At 66.1% G+C, this 17009-nt stretch carries 15 protein-coding genes; 6 read left to right on the forward strand and 9 right to left on the reverse strand.

Features of this window, described 5'->3' with window-relative positions; genetic code table 11:
- The first annotated feature begins 503 nt into the window (after positions 1–503).
- The gene (locus AB4Z48_RS12695; RefSeq protein WP_441614316.1) at positions 504–776 is read left to right on the forward strand and encodes a hypothetical protein; all 273 of its coding nucleotides are present in this window, start codon (positions 504–506) and stop codon (positions 774–776) included.
- Between the two features lie 144 nt (positions 777–920).
- On the forward strand, positions 921–1973 hold the full coding sequence (locus tag AB4Z48_RS12700) for an alpha/beta hydrolase (RefSeq protein WP_441614366.1): 1053 nt from the start codon (positions 921–923) through the stop codon (positions 1971–1973).
- Positions 1974–2170: 197 nt separating this feature from the next.
- On the opposite strand, the gene AB4Z48_RS12705 is transcribed toward AB4Z48_RS12700, so the two are convergent.
- The 3 genes from AB4Z48_RS12705 to AB4Z48_RS12715 all read right to left on the reverse strand — a co-directional run bounded on the left by AB4Z48_RS12705 (position 2171) and on the right by AB4Z48_RS12715 (position 5663).
- A complete protein-coding gene (locus tag AB4Z48_RS12705; protein WP_441614318.1) occupies positions 2171–2983 on the reverse strand; it encodes a MetQ/NlpA family ABC transporter substrate-binding protein in 813 nt (270 codons plus the stop codon).
- A gap of 219 nt (positions 2984–3202) precedes the next feature.
- Positions 3203–4477 carry an O-acetylhomoserine aminocarboxypropyltransferase/cysteine synthase family protein gene (locus AB4Z48_RS12710; RefSeq protein ID WP_441614320.1) on the reverse strand — a complete coding sequence of 425 codons (1275 nt, stop codon included), beginning with the start codon at positions 4475–4477 and terminating at the stop codon, positions 3203–3205.
- A 202-nt stretch (positions 4478–4679) separates the two neighbouring features.
- The gene (locus AB4Z48_RS12715; RefSeq protein WP_441614322.1) at positions 4680–5663 is read right to left on the reverse strand and encodes an aliphatic sulfonate ABC transporter substrate-binding protein; all 984 of its coding nucleotides are present in this window, start codon (positions 5661–5663) and stop codon (positions 4680–4682) included.
- A 677-nt stretch (positions 5664–6340) separates the two neighbouring features.
- On the opposite strand from AB4Z48_RS12715, the gene cyoA reads away from it, so the two are divergent.
- From cyoA to AB4Z48_RS12735, 4 genes are read left to right on the forward strand one after another with little or no spacing between them, the layout of a single operon-like run.
- A complete protein-coding gene (cyoA, locus tag AB4Z48_RS12720; protein ID WP_441614324.1) occupies positions 6341–7306 on the forward strand; it encodes a ubiquinol oxidase subunit II in 966 nt (321 codons plus the stop codon).
- Positions 7307–7314: 8 nt separating this feature from the next.
- Positions 7315–9291: a cytochrome o ubiquinol oxidase subunit I gene (cyoB, locus tag AB4Z48_RS12725; protein WP_441614326.1), complete on the forward strand. Its 1977-nt coding sequence runs from the start codon at positions 7315–7317 to the stop codon at positions 9289–9291.
- A gap of 5 nt (positions 9292–9296) precedes the next feature.
- Positions 9297–9938, forward strand: a complete 642-nt coding sequence (cyoC, locus tag AB4Z48_RS12730) for a cytochrome o ubiquinol oxidase subunit III (protein ID WP_441614328.1) — start codon at positions 9297–9299, stop codon at positions 9936–9938.
- Positions 9938–10300 (forward strand): cytochrome o ubiquinol oxidase subunit IV, encoded by a 363-nt coding sequence (locus AB4Z48_RS12735; RefSeq protein ID WP_441614330.1) that lies wholly within the window; start codon positions 9938–9940, stop codon positions 10298–10300. The genes cyoC and AB4Z48_RS12735 overlap by 1 nt, the downstream gene beginning before the upstream one ends.
- Positions 10301–10506: 206 nt before the next feature.
- Here AB4Z48_RS12735 and AB4Z48_RS12740 read toward each other — a convergent pair whose 3' ends face one another.
- The 6 genes from AB4Z48_RS12740 to AB4Z48_RS12765 form a co-directional block, all read right to left on the reverse strand.
- The gene (locus tag AB4Z48_RS12740) at positions 10507–11868 is read right to left on the reverse strand and encodes an LLM class flavin-dependent oxidoreductase (RefSeq protein ID WP_441614332.1); all 1362 of its coding nucleotides are present in this window, start codon (positions 11866–11868) and stop codon (positions 10507–10509) included.
- A gap of 28 nt (positions 11869–11896) precedes the next feature.
- The gene (locus AB4Z48_RS12745) at positions 11897–12847 is read right to left on the reverse strand and encodes a TauD/TfdA dioxygenase family protein (protein WP_441614334.1); all 951 of its coding nucleotides are present in this window, start codon (positions 12845–12847) and stop codon (positions 11897–11899) included.
- Between the two features lie 38 nt (positions 12848–12885).
- Positions 12886–13725, reverse strand: coding sequence for an ABC transporter ATP-binding protein (locus AB4Z48_RS12750; protein WP_441614336.1), 840 nt, complete (start codon positions 13723–13725; stop codon positions 12886–12888).
- Between the two features lie 160 nt (positions 13726–13885).
- Positions 13886–14689, reverse strand: coding sequence for an ABC transporter permease (locus tag AB4Z48_RS12755; protein ID WP_441614338.1), 804 nt, complete (start codon positions 14687–14689; stop codon positions 13886–13888).
- Positions 14690–14713: 24 nt separating this feature from the next.
- On the reverse strand, positions 14714–15562 hold the full coding sequence (locus tag AB4Z48_RS12760; RefSeq protein ID WP_441614340.1) for an ABC transporter permease: 849 nt from the start codon (positions 15560–15562) through the stop codon (positions 14714–14716).
- 4 nt (positions 15563–15566) lie between these two features.
- Positions 15567–16664, reverse strand: coding sequence for an ABC transporter substrate-binding protein (locus AB4Z48_RS12765; RefSeq protein WP_441614342.1), 1098 nt, complete (start codon positions 16662–16664; stop codon positions 15567–15569).
- Positions 16665–17009 lie beyond the last annotated feature (345 nt).

Below are 17009 nucleotides of genomic sequence, written 5' to 3' on the forward strand. Positions count from 1 at the left end.
TGATGAATGCGGAGAACGTGAAGCCGGCGCCCGTCCGGCAGCTTCCAGAATGAGACTGCCGGTCTCGTCGGGAATGTGAGATCGACGATACGTGACTCGCCTTCAGCTCGAAGGTCCTGGCCCCCATGCGCTTGGCCATGAAGCTCTGGAGGCCAGGGTTGATGGTCCGGCCGCCCAAGGAAAACCGCGGCCCACTCGGGTCCGTCAGATCGCCATAGATAGACGCGTCTTTTTCCTTGCCGCCATCCGCGCCTGCAGCTCTCCGTGTGGCTCTTTCCACATCCCATTCATCACCGCCTCGCGTCGTGACCCGTGTGCTGCACCGCACGGCCCGACCGCGTGGCGTTATGACGGCAAATCAAAATTTCGATCTGACGACGGGAATGATTTCCGATCGCGCAGCGTATACGGCAGTAACGATCGCAACGTGGCGCTGCTGCTGCAGGCCTCTCGGATCCGGTCGTTGACTGTCATCTCTCTGTCCGGTTTTCAAGGAGCTACTCATGAAACGTCTCAGCCAATTCTCTGGTGCCGCCCTGCTGATTGCCACGGCCGCCACCTTTGCCTCGCAAGCCGCCGTGGCCGCGGTCAATTCGCCTCGTGACGTCTATACGGATGGCGCGCGTATCGGCCAGCGTGATGTCTTCACGGACGGCGCACGCATCGGAGCGCGCGATGTCTTTACCGATGGAGCACGCGTCGGACCGCGCGACGTGTTCTCCGATGGTGCCCGCGTCGATTCGAGGAACGTCTACACGGACGGCGCTCGCAACTAGGCCCTGGCGCTTTCCACGCACCCGTTAGCCAATGCCTTGCCGGGGAGAGGGTTGCGTGGTTCGAGTAGCGATCTTGGCTTTGCCGTCAAAGGTATCAGGGCTACGCAAAGCTCAATGACCTCGCTTGACGAGGTGGAGAGGAATATGTCAGAAAATATCAATTCGCGTCGTCGCGGCTTCATGGGCATGACAGCCGTGGCGCTTGCCGCTGCCCAGTTTGGCGTGCCGCGTTCCGCCAGGGGCCAGACACGTTCGCCGAATTCGTCGGTCGTGCCTTCGGCCTTGCCGGGTGCCCATACATCGTTTGCGTCAATGAAGCAGGTCGACGCCGCGCTGCTTAATGTCGGCTACGCCGAGGCGGGGCCGGTCGACGGACCCGCGGTCATCCTGCTGCACGGCTGGCCCTACGATATTCATAGTTTCGTTGACGTGGCGCCGCTGCTGGCGTCGCGCGGGTATCGCGTGCTTGTCCCGTATCTGCGCGGCTACGGTACTACGCGTTTCCTGTCGCAAGAGACGATGCGCAACGGGCAACCGACTGCCGTGGCCGCAGATATCGTCGCGCTGATGGATGCGCTCAATATCCGGCATGCGACACTCGCCGGGTTCGATTGGGGGGCGCGCACCGCCGATATCATCGCGGTGCTGTGGCCGGAGCGTTGCAAGGGGCTGGTGTCGGTAAGCGGCTACCTGATCGGGAGCCAGAAAGGCGGTGCGTTGCCGCTGCCGCCCGAGGCAGAGTTCCAGTGGTGGTACCAGTTCTACCTTGCAACCGATCGCGGGCGGGCCGGCTACGAACAATATACGCACGATTTTGCCAAGCTGATCTGGAGGCAAGCCTCACCGGGATGGAAGTTCGATGACGCCACGTTTGAGCGGAGTGCATCGGCCTTCAACAATCCAGACCATGTCGCCATTGCCGTCCACAACTATCGCTGGCGGCAAGGTCTTGCCTCTGGCGAAGCAAAGTATGACGCCTTTGAGCAGCGACTTTCCCTGGCGCCGTCCATTGGTGTGCCGACCATCACCATGGAAGGCGATACCAACGGCGCACCGCACCCGGCGCCGAGCGCCTATGCGGGCAAGTTCACCGGGAAATACGAGCACAGGACTATCACGGGGGGCATCGGCCATAACCTCCCACAGGAAGCGCCTCAGGCATTCGCGCAGGCCGTGATCGACGTCGGCAGGCTTTAAGCCCGAATTGCGCGAAGCCTATGTCCAGTTCCATCGTTGCCCATGCCGACACCACCCCTTGCCGGGTAGGCAGCACTGTCGCGGTCATCGACGCCAGACCGAAGTGGGTCGATCCATCGGACGAGCACGCAGTCGACGCAGGTTGACAGCCTTCTCTCGTCCTTTCTTTCTCGGGCGAGGCCGTGAGGCCTCGCATCTCAGCGCTGGTACGACGGCGGCAGGAAGCCCGCGAAGCGCTGCTGCGTGGTCGCCTTGAACTCAGGCGACTGGTAGGCATCGCGGATGTCCTTGACGAAGGGCTTGCTCACGTCGGCGGTGCGCACGGCCACCAGATTCATGTAGTAGTCGGGGATCTTCTCCAGCGCCAGGGCTTCGGTCAGCTTGAGGCCGGAGGAGAGGGCGAAGTTGCCGTTGACGAAGGCGTAGTCCACGTCGTCGAGCGAGCGCGGCAGCTGCGCGGCCTCGAGCTGGATCAGCTTGAGCTTGTTCGGGTTGGTTTCGATGTCGCGCTCGCTGGCACGGATCGGGTCGGTGCCGGGCTTCAGCGTGACCCAGCCGGTCTGCTGCAGGATAGCGATGGCACGCGCCAGGTTGGACGGATCGTTGGGCAGCGAGACGGTGGCGCCCGCTTTCACTTCGGTCAGGGTCTTGTGCTTGCGGCTGTAGATGCCGATGGGGGCGGTGGGCACCTGCACGACTTCCGACAGCTGCAGCTTGCGGTCGCCGGAGAATTTCTTCAGGTAGGCCACGTGCTGGAAGGCATTGGCGTCGATGGCGCCATCGGCCAGCGCCAGGTTGGGCTGCACGTAGTCGCTGAACTCGACGATGGTGACCTTGTAGCCTTTCTTTTCCAGCAGGGGCTTGATGCCGTAGCGGATCTGGTCGGAGTACGGGCCGGCGGTGGCGCCGAAGCGGATTTCCTTCTTGTCCGGATCGGCCGCGCCGGCCGTCTGGATCACGCCCAGCGCGAGCACCGCGCCGATCAGTCGAATTCCTAGACCCAATTTCATCAAAGCTCCCCTTGTCGTTGGTATGTAGCGGGCCTGGGCGCGCTTGGCGCGAACAGGCAAGGGGCTCATTGTAGTGGGGGTCTTATGCGCAAGGAACGAGTTAATGCGCATGGTGATATTACGTCGGGGAATAAGCAGGCGATGCAGGCAGGCGATGCGCCTGGCCGCTTCCCCGGCCCTCTCCCGCCGGGCGGGAGAGGGGGCGGACCGGCAGCGGCGTCAGGCAGCTGCCAGCGCGCGGTCCAGGTCTTCCAGCAGGTCGTCGATATGCTCGATGCCGATCGACAGGCGCACCATGTCTTCGCTCACGCCGGCGGCCTTCAGTTCCGCTGCGTCGAGCTGGCGGTGCGTGGTGGATGCGGGGTGCGTGGCCAGCGACTTGGCGTCGCCGATGTTGACCAGGCGGGTGAACAACTGCAGCGCATCGAGGAAACGTGCGCCGGCTTCCCGCCCGCCGCTCTTGAGGCCGAAGGAGAGGATGCCGGGGCCGCGGCCGCCGAGGTAGCGCTGCACCAGGGCGTGGTCCGGGTGCTCGGGCAGGCCGGCGAAGTTGACCCATTCGACCTTGGGGCTGGCCTTGAGGTGGCGCGCCACGGCCAGCGCGTTTTCCGTGATGCGGTCCAGGCGCAGGGCCAGGGTCTCGATGCCTTGCAGGATCAGGAAGGCGTTGAACGGCGACAGCGCGGCGCCGGTATTGCGCAGGGGTACCACGCGCGCGCGGCCGATGTACGCAGCGGCGCCGAGCGCTTCGGTGTAGACCACGCCGTGGTAGGACACATCGGGTTCGTTCAGGCGCTTGAAGCGCGCCTTGTGCTCGGCCCAGGGGAACTTGCCGCTGTCGACGATGGCGCCGCCCACGCTGTTGCCGTGGCCGCCCAGGTACTTGGTGAGCGAGTGCACGACGATGTCGGCGCCATGCTCGAAGGGCCGGCACAGGTAGGGCGACGGCACGGTGTTGTCGACGATCAGCGGGATGCCGTGGTTGTGGGCCACCTTGGCAATGGCGGCGATGTCGACGATGTTGCCGAGCGGATTGCCGACCGATTCGACGAAGATGGCCTTGGTGCGCTCGTCGATGAGGTCGCCGAAGGCGGCGGGGTTGCGGCCGTCGGCGAAGCGTGTCTCGATGCCGGACAGCGGCAGCGTGTGGGCGAACAGGTTGTAGGTGCCGCCGTAGAGCTGGCTGGCCGAGATGATGTTGTCGCCGGCTTCGGCGATGGTCTGGATGGCGTAGGTGATGGCCGCCATGCCGGACGCCAGCGCCAGCGCGCCCACGCCGCCCTCGAGCGCGGCCAGGCGCTGCTCGAGCACGTCGTTGGTGGGGTTCATGATGCGGCTGTAGATATTGCCGGGCACCTTGAGGTCGAACAGGTCGGCGCCGTGCTGCGCATTGTCGAAGGCGTAAGCCACGGTCTGGTAGATCGGCACGGCCACCGCGCGGGTGGTGGGGTCGGGGGAGTAGCCGCCGTGGACTGCAATCGTCTCGATTTTCATAGTCTTTTCTTGTTGGATTTCCAGGTGGATTACGTCGTGGAAGACGTCGTGGATTACGTCGCGGATGACTTCTTGGATGACTTGGTGGCTGGACGCCGCCCGGGAGCGGGCATGGTAGCAGCGCGGGTTGGCGCTTGCCATGGCGGCGGCCGGTGATCGCACCCGGCGCCGGCCGCCATGCCCGGCCGGCGGCTGGCCGGGGTCATTGGCTGGCGAGCGGGAAGGTGGCCTGCCAGACGTTGTCCCTGACCTGGAGGGCGGCGGGAATCAGCTTTTGCTGGTGGAACAGGTCGGCCACCTGCTGCTGGACGGCCACCACTTCCGGCGTGACCGGGATCGCGCCGTAGGGCACGCGCTTGAGCCAGGCCTCCACCACCTGCACGTCCAGGCCCACGGCGGGGGCGAGCAGGGCGGCGGTCTCGCCGGGGTTCTTCGCCACCCACAGGCCGGTGGTGCGCAGTTGTTCGAGGATGGCGTTGACGACCTGGGGCTGTGCCTTGACGAAGCCGCCGGCGGCTTCGTAGAAGTTGAAGGGCGAGGGCACGCCTTCGTAGTCGGCGATGGTGCGCACCTTGAGCGCCTTCTGCGCGAGCGCATAGTACGGATCCCACACCACCCAGGCGTCCACGTTGCCGCTTTCGAAGGCGGCGCGCGCATCGGCGGGCGGCAGGTAGATCGGCTGGATGTCCTGCAGGCTCAGGCCGTTCTTCTTGAGCAGTTGCACCAGCAGGTAGTTGGAACTGGAACCCTTTTGCAGCGCGACGCGCCTGCCCTTGAGATCGGCCACGGTGCGCACCGGCGATTTGTCCAGCACGAACAGCGCCTCGTTGGTCTTGCCGCCGGGCTCCGCGCCGACGTAGACGAAGTTGGCCCGGGCGGCCTGGGCGAACACGGCGGGCGGCGCGCCGGTGTAGCCAAAGTCGATGCTGCCGGCATTGAGCGCCTCGAGCAGCTGCGGGCCGGCGGGGAATTCCTTCCACTCCACCTTGTAGCCCAGCGGCGCGAGCTTCTTGTCGAGCGAGCCCTGGGCCTTGAGCACGGCGAGCAGGCCGGCTTTCTGGTAGCCCACGCGCACGGACTGTTCGGCGGCGCCAGCGGTCGCGGACCAGGACAGGGCGGCGCAGGAGAGGGCGGCGAAGGACAGGGCGAGGCCAAGGCGGCGGGGCCAGTTGCGCAACAGGGTCATGCGATTTTCTCCGGGTGGGGTCGGGGATCGGGAGGGATCCGGGCCGGCCCCATGGTTGCGAAATCGCGGCGCGAGGGGAACGAAGCTTATTGCATTTGGATAGAACTGCCGGGGTCGCCGGGGGTCAGAGCGTGGGCCGCCGGCGCCGGCGCGCGACGCCGCGCGCACGTTGTGATTTGTGCAACTGCTTTCAAGGGTGCGCACCCTGCGACACCTTGACGCACTCGCAGAATTTTCTGACAAGCGAGCCGTTGGCGGCGTGATCGCGAAAGATGGTGCATTGTCCGATTAACCGAACAGTGTGTTCCAGGTTCCGGGTTTACCCTCGTTGCTGCAATGCGGTAGATTCGCGGCCACGATGTCTGACGTACCGCGATTCTCAGCCAGAAACCACGTTTGCCGCACCGGCAGGCGTGATGGGTATCGCGAGCGCGGCATCCTTCTGTGTGGACCGCCGCAGTCCCACGGTGCTCCGTCCTACAAGGACCGAGCCAGCCTGCTAGCCCCGTCCTACAAGGATCAAGCCAGTCTGCCGTTGATTGGCGCCTCGCCGGGCAAGCAGGTCGCTTAACCAGGTTTCCCGTTTTCCCCCAAGCCTTAAGGCTGCCTTTCGCTCGCGCCTAGGCGGCAAAACTGCGCCGCGCCGTCGTTCCGTGGCCTACACAACCAGTCGTGACATGAAGATACCCAAACTTCCGCGTTGGACGCGGTTCCTGCCCTGCGGCGGCCTGTTGCTGGCCGGCTGCAACATGACCGTGCTAGATCCCAAGGGCCAGATCGGCGCCGACGAGAAATCCATCATCCTGATCGCGACCTGGCTGATGCTGCTGGTGGTGGTGCCGGTGATCGTCCTGGTATTCACCTTCGCCTGGAAATACCGGGCCAGCAACAAGAACGCCCGCTACGAACCGAACTGGTCCCACTCCACCGGTATCGAGGTGGTGGTGTGGCTGATCCCGTGCCTGATCATCCTGGTGCTGGGCATCATCACGTGGAAGTCCTCGCACGACCTGGACCCGTACAAGCCCATCGAATCCGACGTCAAGCCGATCACCATCGAGGCCGTGGCGCTGAACTGGAAGTGGCTGTTCATCTACCCCGAACTGCATATCGCCACCGTCAACGAGATCGCGTTCCCGGTCAATACGCCGGTGAACTTCAAGATCACGTCCGATTCGATCATGAACTCGTTCTTCATCCCGCAACTGGGCAGCCAGATCTACGCGATGGCCGGGATGGAGACCAAGCTGCACCTGATCGCCAACGCAGCCGGCACCTACGACGGCATGTCCGCCAACTACAGCGGCGGCGGCTTCTCGGGCATGAAGTTCAAGGCCAAGGCCGTGTCGAACTTCGACTTCGAGCAATGGGTCAAGCAGGTACGCGCCTCGTCGCGCGAGCTGACCCTGGCTGACTACGAACAACTGGCCAAGCCCAGCGAGAAGGAACCCGTGGCGATGTTCGCCAAGGTCGATCCGCAGCTGTTCCACGGCATCCTGCACAAGTACATGGACGGCACCGGCGGCGCCATCGCCGGAAACGGTACCTCGTTCGGTCCTGTCTGCACCTCGCGCAACACCCTCGGCACCAGCCAGGTGTCCATGGCCGCGCCCGCCCTGCCGGCGCCGGGCTCGAATTCCTAGGAGTAAAGATGTTTGGCAAATTGAGTTTGGATGCCATTCCGTTCCACGAGCCCATCGTCATGGGCACGTTGTCGATGGTGGCACTGGGTGGTCTGGCGCTGTTCGCGCTGATTACCTATACCCGCAAGTGGGGTTGGTTGTGGAATGAATGGTTCACCTCGGTCGACCACAAGAAGATCGGCATCATGTATTCCGCCGTGGCGATGATCATGCTGCTGCGCGGCTTTGCCGACGCCATCATGATGCGCACGCAACTGGCGCTGTCCACCAACGGCTCGCCGGGCATCCTGCCGCCCGAGCACTACGACCAGATCTTCACCGCCCACGGCGTGATCATGATCTTCTTCGTGGCCATGCCGCTGATGACGGGCCTGATGAACCTGGTCGTGCCGCTGCAGATCGGCGCGCGCGACGTGGCCTTCCCGTTCCTCAACACGCTGAGCTTCTGGCTGTTCGTGGCCGGCGCCATGCTGGTCAACGTCTCGCTGGGCGTCGGCGAGTTCGCGCGCACCGGCTGGCTGGCCTATCCGCCGCTGTCGGGCCTGCAGTTCAGCCCTGGCGTGGGGGTGGACTACTACCTGTGGAGCTTGCAGATCTCGGGCCTGGGCACCTTGCTCACCGGCGTGAACTTCCTGGTCACCATCCTCAAGATGCGCGCCCCGGGCATGACCCTGATGCGCATGCCGGTGTTTACCTGGACCGCGCTGTGCACCAACGTGCTGATCATCGCCGCCTTCCCGGTGCTGACCGTCTCGCTGGGCCTGCTGGGTCTTGACCGCTATCTCGGCATGCACTTCTTCACGAACGAGATGGGCGGCAACGCCATGATGTACGTGAACCTGATCTGGATCTGGGGCCACCCCGAGGTGTACATCCTGATCCTGCCGGCGTTCGGTATCTTCTCCGAGATCATCTCGACGTTCTCCGGCAAGAAGCTGTTCGGCTACAAGGGCATGGTGTACGCGACCGCGGCCATCATGGTGCTGTCGTTCCTGGTCTGGCTGCACCACTTCTTCACGATGGGCTCCGGCGCCAGCGTGAACGCGTTCTTCGGCATCACCACCATGATCATCTCCATCCCGACCGGGGTGAAGATCTTCAACTGGCTGTTCACCATGTACCGCGGCCGCGTACGCATGACCACGCCGGTGCTGTGGACGCTGGGCTTCATGGTCACCTTCGTGATCGGCGGCATGACCGGCGTGCTGATGGCCGTGCCCGCAGCCGACTTCGTGCTGCACAACAGCCTGTTCCTGATCGCCCACTTCCACAATGTGATCATCGGCGGCGTGCTGTTCGGCTACCTGGCCGGCATCACCTACTGGTTCCCGAAGGCCTTCGGCTTCAAGCTCGACGAGCGCCTGGGCAAGTGCGCCTTCTGGTGCTGGCTGGTGGGCTTCTACGTGGCCTTCATGCCGCTGTACGTGCTCGGCTTCATGGGCATGACCCGTCGCCTGAACCACACCGACAACCCGGCCTGGAACCCGTTCCTGTACACGGCCGTGGCCGGCGCCGCGCTGATCGGCCTGGGCATCGTGTTCCAGGTGCTGCAGATCGTGGTGAGCGTGCGTAACCGCAAGGCGCTGGCCGACGTCACGGGCGACCCGTGGGATGGCCGCACGCTCGAGTGGGYCACTTCGTCGCCGCCGCCGTTCTACAACTTCGCGCACACCCCGGTGGTGCGTGACCTGGACGCCTTCGCCGACATGAAGGCCCGTGGCGAGCTGCCCAAGCAGGAAGCGCACTACGAGCAGATCCACATGCCGAAGAACACCGGCGCCGGCTTCTACATGGGCGCGTTCAGCTTCGTGCTGGGCTTCGCGGCCACGTGGCATATCTGGTGGCTGGCCGTCGTGGGCCTGGTGGGCATGATCGTGTCCTTCATCTTCCGCAGCAACGACGACCATATCGACTACTACGTGCCCGCACGCGAAGTCGAGGCAGTCGAAAAGACTCACTTCCAGCGCGTCGCGTCGCAGGCCTGAAACCTATGTCTACACAAGTCCTAGACCGTCATTCCGCGCATGCCGCCCCGGCGCATGCCCATGACCATTCGCACGACCACGCCCATCACGACACCAGCGCCAACACCGTGTTCGGCTTCTGGGTCTACCTGATGAGCGACTGCATCATCTTCGCCGGTCTGTTCGCCGCCTTCGCGGTGCTGCGCGGTGAAGTGGCGGGCGGCCCCTCGGGCAAGGAACTGTTCGAACTGAACTACGTCCTGGTCGAGACCTTCCTGCTGCTGTTCTCCAGCCTGACCTCGGGCATGGCGATGGTCGCCCTGCACAACGGCCAGAAGGCCCGCCTGCAGTTCTGGCTGGCCATCACCTTCCTGTTCGGCGTGGCCTTCATCGGCATGGAAATCAACGAGTTCCATCACATGATCGCCGAAGGCGCGGGCCCTGGCCGCAGCGCTTTCCTGTCGTCGTTCTTCACGCTGGTCGGCACCCACGGCCTGCACGTGGCCAGCGGCCTGCTGTGGATGGCCGTGCTGATCTGGCAGATCGCCCGCAAGGGCCTGACGCCGACCATGAACAAGCGCCTGGCTTGCTTCGCGCTGTTCTGGCACTTTCTGGACATCGTCTGGATCGGCGTGTTCACCGTGGTCTACCTGATGGGAGCGATGTAATGGAACACAGCAACGTCTCGACCGCCGGCCACGGCGCGCATGGCACCAGCGCCGGCGGCGCCAGCCACAGCAGCGTCAAGGGCTATGTCATCGGCTTCGTGCTGGCGGTCATCCTGACCGTCATCCCGTTCAAGCTGGTGATGGGCGGCACGCTGGACGGCGCCACCACGCTGGCCGTCATCCTCGGCCTGGCCGTGGTGCAGATCGTCGTGCACCTGGTGTACTTCCTGCACATGGACCGCTCCTCGGAGCAGCGCTGGAACGTGATGGCCCTGGCCTTCACCGCGCTGATCCTGGTGATCGTGGTCGCCGGTTCGCTGTGGATCATGCACAACATGAACAGCAACATGATGGTGCACTGAGAGTCTTCCTCCCGGTGTAGCGACAAAGGCGGCCTGCGGGCCGCCTTTGTCGTTTCCGGGGACGGACGGCGGCGTTCGCCGCCTTTTCCGGCTTTTCCGCCTTTCCTGCCTTGGAGCTTGTCCTGGATGAAGCGAAGCGGTCCCGGCCAGGAGAGCGGGCAAGGCAAGGCCGCGCAACGACGCCCGGCGCTTCTTGAACCGGCCTCCTACGCCGCCCGCTGTTGCGCCGCCGCGCGCGGATGCACCGGCCGCGCCAGCCCCAGGTGCTCGCGCAGCGTGGTGCCTTCGTAGCGCTCGCGGAACAGCCCGCGGCGGCGCAGTTCGGGCAACACCAGTTCGATGAAGTCATCGAGTCCGCCCGGCAGCCACGGCGGCATGATGTTGAAGCCGTCGGCGGCGCCGCCTTCGAACCATGCCTGGAGCTGGTCGGCGATGCTCTGCGGCGTGCCGTGGATGGACCAGTGCCCGCGCGCGGTGGCCACGCGCAGGTAGAGCTGTCGGATCGTCAGCCCCTCCTTGCGGGCCAGGCCCGTCACCAGCTGGAAGCGGCTCTTGGCGCCGTTGGGCTCGGGCAGGTCGTCGGGTAGCGGGCCGTCGAGCGGGTAGCCTGACAGATCCACGCCGCCGAGGTTCTGCGATAGCAGGGCGAGGCCGACGGCCGGGTGGATCAGGCTCTGCAGCTCCTCGAACTTTTCCTTTGCCTCGGCCTCGCTGCGGCCGATCACCGGGAACACGCCGGGCATGATCCTGAGCTGGTCGGGCGAGCGGCCATAACGCGCCATCCGGCCCTTGAGACCTTGGTAGAACGCGCGCGCGTCCTGGAGTGATTGCTGCGCGGTGAAGATGACTTCGGCGGTGCGCGCGGCCAGTTCCTGGCCGGCCTCGGACGAACCGGCCTGTACGATCACCGGATGGCCCTGCGGCGGGCGGGAGACGTTGAGCGGGCCGCGCACCTGGAAGTGCCTGCCATGGTGATCGAGCGCGCGCAGCTTGTCCGCGTCGAAATGCAGGCCGCTGTCCTTGTCGTAGAGAAAGGCGTCGTCTTCCCACGTGTCCCACAGGCCCGTCACCACGTCGACGAATTCCTCGGCGCGCGCGTAGCGGTCGGCGTGCTCGGGATGCTTGTCGAGGCTGAAGTTGCGTGCTTCCGCGTCGGACCACGAGGTGACCACGTTCCAGCCGGCGCGCCCGCCGCTGAGGTGGTCGAGCGAGGCGAACTTGCGCGCCACGTGGAAGGGCTCGTTGTAGGTGGTGGAGACGGTCGCCACCAGGCCGATGCGCTGCGTCACCGCCGCCAGCGCCGACAGCAGCGTGAGCGGCTCGAAGGTGGCGGCACGCGCGCTGCGCGGCAGGGTGGTGTCGTCGAGCGTGCGGATCGCCACGCCGTCGGCCAGGAATATCGTGTCGAAGGCGGCGGCCTCGGCGCGCTGTGCCAGCCGCACATAGTGGGCCAGGCTTTGCCCGGCATCGGGCTCGGCGCCGGGGTGACGCCAGCCGGCCACGTGGTGGCCGGTGGCTTGCAGGAAGGCGCCCAGGCTGAGCTGGCGCCGCGGTGTTGTCTGGCTCATCGATGACTCCGGGATCGGTCCGGGCCGCTTACGCAGCGGCGCGGGCGGCCCCCGCATGGTTGGCGGATTCGCCGTGCTTCGGGGCACCCGACTTGACCGATATGCTGTGCCGGCCGTCCACGCTGACCGGCACATCGCCGGCAATGGTGACCCGCCGCACCACGCGCTTGGCATCGCCGTAGTCGTTGATGGCGTAGTGCTGGGTGGCGCGGTTGTCCCAGATCGCCACGTCGCCCGCGCGCCAGCGCCAGCGCACGGTGTTCTCCAGCCGGTGCACGTGGTCCTGCAGCACGGCCACCAGGTGTTGCGAGTCGGAGGCCGAATAGCCCAGCAGCTTCTTGACGAAGTGCCCCAGCACCAGCGTGCGTTCACCGGTTTCCGGGTGCACGCGCACCACCGGGTGCTCGGTTTCGTAGATGGCCGAGGTGAAGACCTCGCGGTAGCGCTTGATGGCTTCGGTGCTGACCGTGTTGCGGGTGGCGGCGTAGTCGTAGTCGTTGGTGTGGAGCGCCCACAGGCGGTCGGCCAGCTCGCGCAGGCTTTCGGGCAGATCTTGGTAGGCGGCGGCCGTGTTGGCCCATACGGTGTCGCCGCCGGCGGCCGGGATGGTCACGCCGCGCAGCACCGAAACCTGGGGATAGGCCAGGTCGAAGGTGACGTCGGTATGCCACGAGTTGGCGCGCCCGCCGTGCTCGGAATCGAGTTCGAGCAGGAAGCGCGTGCCGTCGCGCGAAGGCACGGTGGGATGGGGCACCGGCGTGCCGAAGCGGCTGGCGAAGCCTTCCTGCGCGGCATCGTCCAGGTGATCCTGGCCGCGGAAGAACAGTACCTTGTGGCGCAGCAGGGCCGCGCGCACGGCGCCGAAGGTGGCGGAATCGAGATCCGGCGCCAGGCGCAGGCCGCGGATCTCCGCGCCGATGCGCCCGGCTACCGGGTGGATGTCGAGTTCGACTTGCGTTGCGGCTTGCTGCTGGGTCATGAGATTCTCCTGTGGGTATCTTGCGTGCGGCGGGTACGTCAGATCGCGAAGCGGATATGGGGCGGCAGCCGGGTGGCGTCCACATCCGGCTCGCGCTTGATCGGCGCTTCGGCGAGATCGGCCGGGCGCCCGGTGAACTCCTGCAGCACATCGTCCTTGACGCGCGCGAAGGACGCGGAGGCGCGGTCGCGCGGGTGTGCCAGCGGCACCGGCAGGATGCGCCGGATGCGGCCCGGGCGCGGCTCCATCACCACCACGCGGTCGCCCAGGTAGATGGCTTCCTCCACGTCGTGGGTGACCAGGATCATGGTGATGCCCTCGGCCTGCCAGATGCGGTGCAGCTCCTGCTGGAGATAGGCGCGGGTGAGCGCGTCGAGCGCGCCGAACGGCTCGTCGAGCAGCAGGATCTCGGGGCGCGTGACCAGTGCGCGCGCGATCGCCACGCGCTGCGACATGCCGCCGGAGAGCTGGTGCGGGAAGGCGGTCTCGAAGCCGGCAAGGCCCACCAGCTCGATATGCTCGCGCACGGTGCGGCGCTTGTCGGTCTCGGTGAGGTTGGCGTTGAGCAGGGCCATGCGGATGTTCTGCTCCACCGTCAGCCACGGGAACAGCCGGTGCTCCTGGAACACGATGCCGCGGTCCAGGCTGGTGCCGGCCACGCGCTTGCCGTCGAGCAGGATCTCGCCCTTGTAGTCCTCCTCCAGGCCGACCACCAGCCGCAGCAGGGTGGATTTGCCGCAGCCGCTGGCGCCGACGATGCTGACGAACTCGCCCGGGGCGATCGACAGCGTGATGTCCTCAAGAACAGGCAGGGGCGCGCCCTTGACCTGGTATTGCTTGCGCAGGTGCTCGATGCTGAGCGTGCCGGCGTGGGCCATGTGGTTCTCCGGAAAAGTGTTCGGTAGTGCGAAGAGGAATTGGGTGGGCGGCGCGATCAGAGAGAAGCGAAGCGGGCCCGGCCAGGCGCGCGGCCGCTGACAGTGCAGGCGGGTGCGGCAAGGCCGCGCAACGCCTCCGGGATCTCTCTGATCGTGCCTCCTAGAATGCCGCGACGGAGCGGCCGCGCCATGCCAGCAGGCGACCCTCGATGCGGCTGGCGAGCCAGTTCAGCGTGAAGCCGACCAGCCCCACCACGATCACGCCGAACAGCACCAGGTCCATCCAGAAGTTCTCGCGGCCGTCGACCATGGTGTTGCCGATGCCCTTGCCGGCCACCAGCAGGTACTCGGCGCCGAGCGTGGCCAGCCACGCATAGATCAGCGCCAGGTGGATGCCGGCGAAGATCGACGGCGAGGCCGCCGGCAGCACCACGCGCAGCAGCACCTGCCAGCGCGAGTACTTCAGCACGCGCGCCACTTCCAGCAGATCGGCCGGCACGCCGCGGATGCCCTCGAAGGTGTTGAGCACCACCGGAAAGAAGGCCGCCAGCGAGAGGAACACGACCTTGGCCGTATCGCCAAGCCCGAACCACACCGAGATCAGCGGGATCCACGCGAACAGCGAGATCTGCTTGACGGTGTGGAAGGTCGGCCCGGCCACCTGCTCGAGCAGGCGCGAGAGCCCCAGCGCGGCGCCGAACAGCAGGCCAACGCTGGCGCCCAGCGCGAAGCCGGCGAGGTCGCGCCACAGGCTGGCGCGCAGCGCGTCGAACAGGGCGCCGCTGCGCACCTGCTGCACCGCCGTGTCCCATACCTTGGAGACCGGCACCAGCAGCGGCGAGGTGCTCCAGCCGAAGCGCACCGCGGCCCACCACAGCACCACCAGGGCAAGCGGCAGGATCCAGCCGCGCAGCGGCCGGGGAATGCGCAGGGTGCGCAGGGTGCGCGCAAACGATTCTGTCATCTTGGGTCCTTCGCTTCGGTTGCTTCAGAGACCGGGCTTGCGCCAGCGCAGCACCGCCGCCTCGGCCAGTGCCAGCGCCTTGTCCAGCGCGAAGCCGACCACCCCCACCACGATCACCGCGGCGATCACCATGTCGAGCTGGAACAGCTGGCGGCCGTACACGATCATGTAGCCCAGCCCCTCGGACGAGGCCAGCAGCTCCACCACCACCAGTGCCAGCCATGCATGCGTGAGGCCGTAGCGGATGCCGTTCCAGATCGGCGCGGCGGCCGCGGGGAACACCACGCGCGACAACATCTGCCAGCGCGTGAAGCGCAGCACGCGCGCCACCTCGATATAGCGCGTGGGCACGTTCTGGATGCCCTTGTAGGTATTGAGCGCGATCGGCACCAGCGAGGCCTTGGCGATCAGGATGATCTTGAGCGCCTCGTCGATGCCCACCAGCAGCATCAGCAGTGGCAGCCATCCCAGCACCGGCACCTGGCTGAAGGCCTTGAAGGTGGGATAGACGTAGTCGCGGAAGTTCGGCGACAGGCCCATCGCCACGCCCAGCGCGAGGCCGCCGGCCAGGCCGAGGGCAAAGCCGCCGGCCACGCGCACCGCGCTCACGGCCAGGTTGGCCTGCAGCTCGCCGCTCGCGTAGAGATCGCTCAGCGTGTGCCACACCGCGTCGGGCGCGGGCAGTACCTGCGGGGGAATCCATTCGAAGCGTGCCGCCACGTACCAGGCCAGCAGCAGCGCCAGCGGCAACGGCCAGGCCAGCAGCCACGCCAGGTGTTGCCGCCCGGGGCGCCAGGCGCGCCCTGGCTCGATATCCGCTACGGAGGCCGCGCCGGCCTGCCCGGGCAGCGTCAGGGTCTCGTTGGCCGCCATTGCGTCAGGCTCCGAGGATCTTGCCGTTGGGCTGGTAGACCGGCCAGTAGCTCTGCAGGCTCAGGTCGTCCAGCGCGGCCTTGAGGAAGCGCGTGTCGATCCACTGGTCCACATCGAACTTGGCGCGCGACAGGCGCAGCCGGTAGGCCTGCTCGGTGGCATCCTTGTAGCGGCCCACCAGGAAGGGATCGAAATTGGGGTTCAGGCGCACGCGCAGCGGCTCGCCTTCATAGTCTTCCTTCCAGTGTTCGTACGGCGTGCCGGCGCGTGCCCAGGTGCGCAGCACGTCTTCGCGGTTCTTCTCGTCGGAGGACCAGCGCGCGGCCTGCACCGCGGCCTTGACCAGGTGCTGGGTGGCCTCCGGGTATTTGCCGGCGAAGTCGTCGGTTACCAGCACATGGCTCTGGCGCGTATAGACGGGTGACTGGTTCTTGCTCGAATAGAGGATGCGCACCGCGCCCTTGTCGCGCAGGCGCAGGATGTCCATCGCGCCGATGGCGGCATCCAGGTCGCGCGTGGTGAGCGCGGCGAGATAGCTGGCGGTGTCCAGGTTGAGCAGGCGCAGGTCCTTCTCGCCGAGGCCGTTGGCCTCGAGCAGGCGCAGCGCCGGCAGATGCATATTGGTGCCCTTGAACAGCGACACGCGCTTGCCGCGCAGGTCCGCCACGGTCTTGAGCGGTGAGTCCGGCGGCACGCCGATATAGATATTGGTGCGCACGCCGGTGGCCAGTATCAGCCGTGTCTTCAGGCCCGCCGCGCGCGCCACGATGGCGGGCAGGTCGCCCTGCATGGCGAAATCCAGTTGCTTCGTGCTGAGCGCTTCATTCACCGCCGGGCCCGCGCCCTTGAAGAAGAACCACTCGACGCGCGTGCCGGCTGGCTTGAACGCTTCTTCCAGCCAGCCGCGCGCATGCGCGATGGCCATCGAGCTGCCGGCGAAGCTGGGCGGGGTGCCGGTGGCGGGTTGCGCCACGCCGATGCGGATCACTTCCGGGCGGGCGGCGCCGGTGGCGCTGAATACGCTCAGCGGGCTGGACGCGGCGGCGGCACCGAGGCCGGACCAGGCAAGGCGTTTAAGCAGGCTTCGTCGCGTGAGTGCCATTGTGTTCGGGTTCCTGTGCAAAGCAGTGAGAAGTTCATCGACGGCTCCCAAGATACGCGGCGCCCGCGGCGCGGCAGAAGGAATGTTTTTGGCTTTGGTTATCGGCTGCGCGCATATGCACCGGTGCGGCGCGGCGCGGTGGCGCAGCGCATATGCGCATGCGTTTTCCTTCCTTCCGCGCGGGTGCGCGCTGGCTTAGAGTGCGCCATTTCCGATGCGCCGCCGACACGAGCCCACGCGCAAGAGCAAAGCCAATGACCAACGAGAACAACAAGAAAATGCCCCCGCAGCTCGCGCGGCGCCGCTTCCTGCGGCACGGCGCAGGCCTTGGCGCGGCCGGTGCCC

It is taken from the genome of Cupriavidus sp. 2TAF22 (assembly GCF_052115045.1).
Lineage (GTDB): Bacteria > Pseudomonadota > Gammaproteobacteria > Burkholderiales > Burkholderiaceae > Cupriavidus.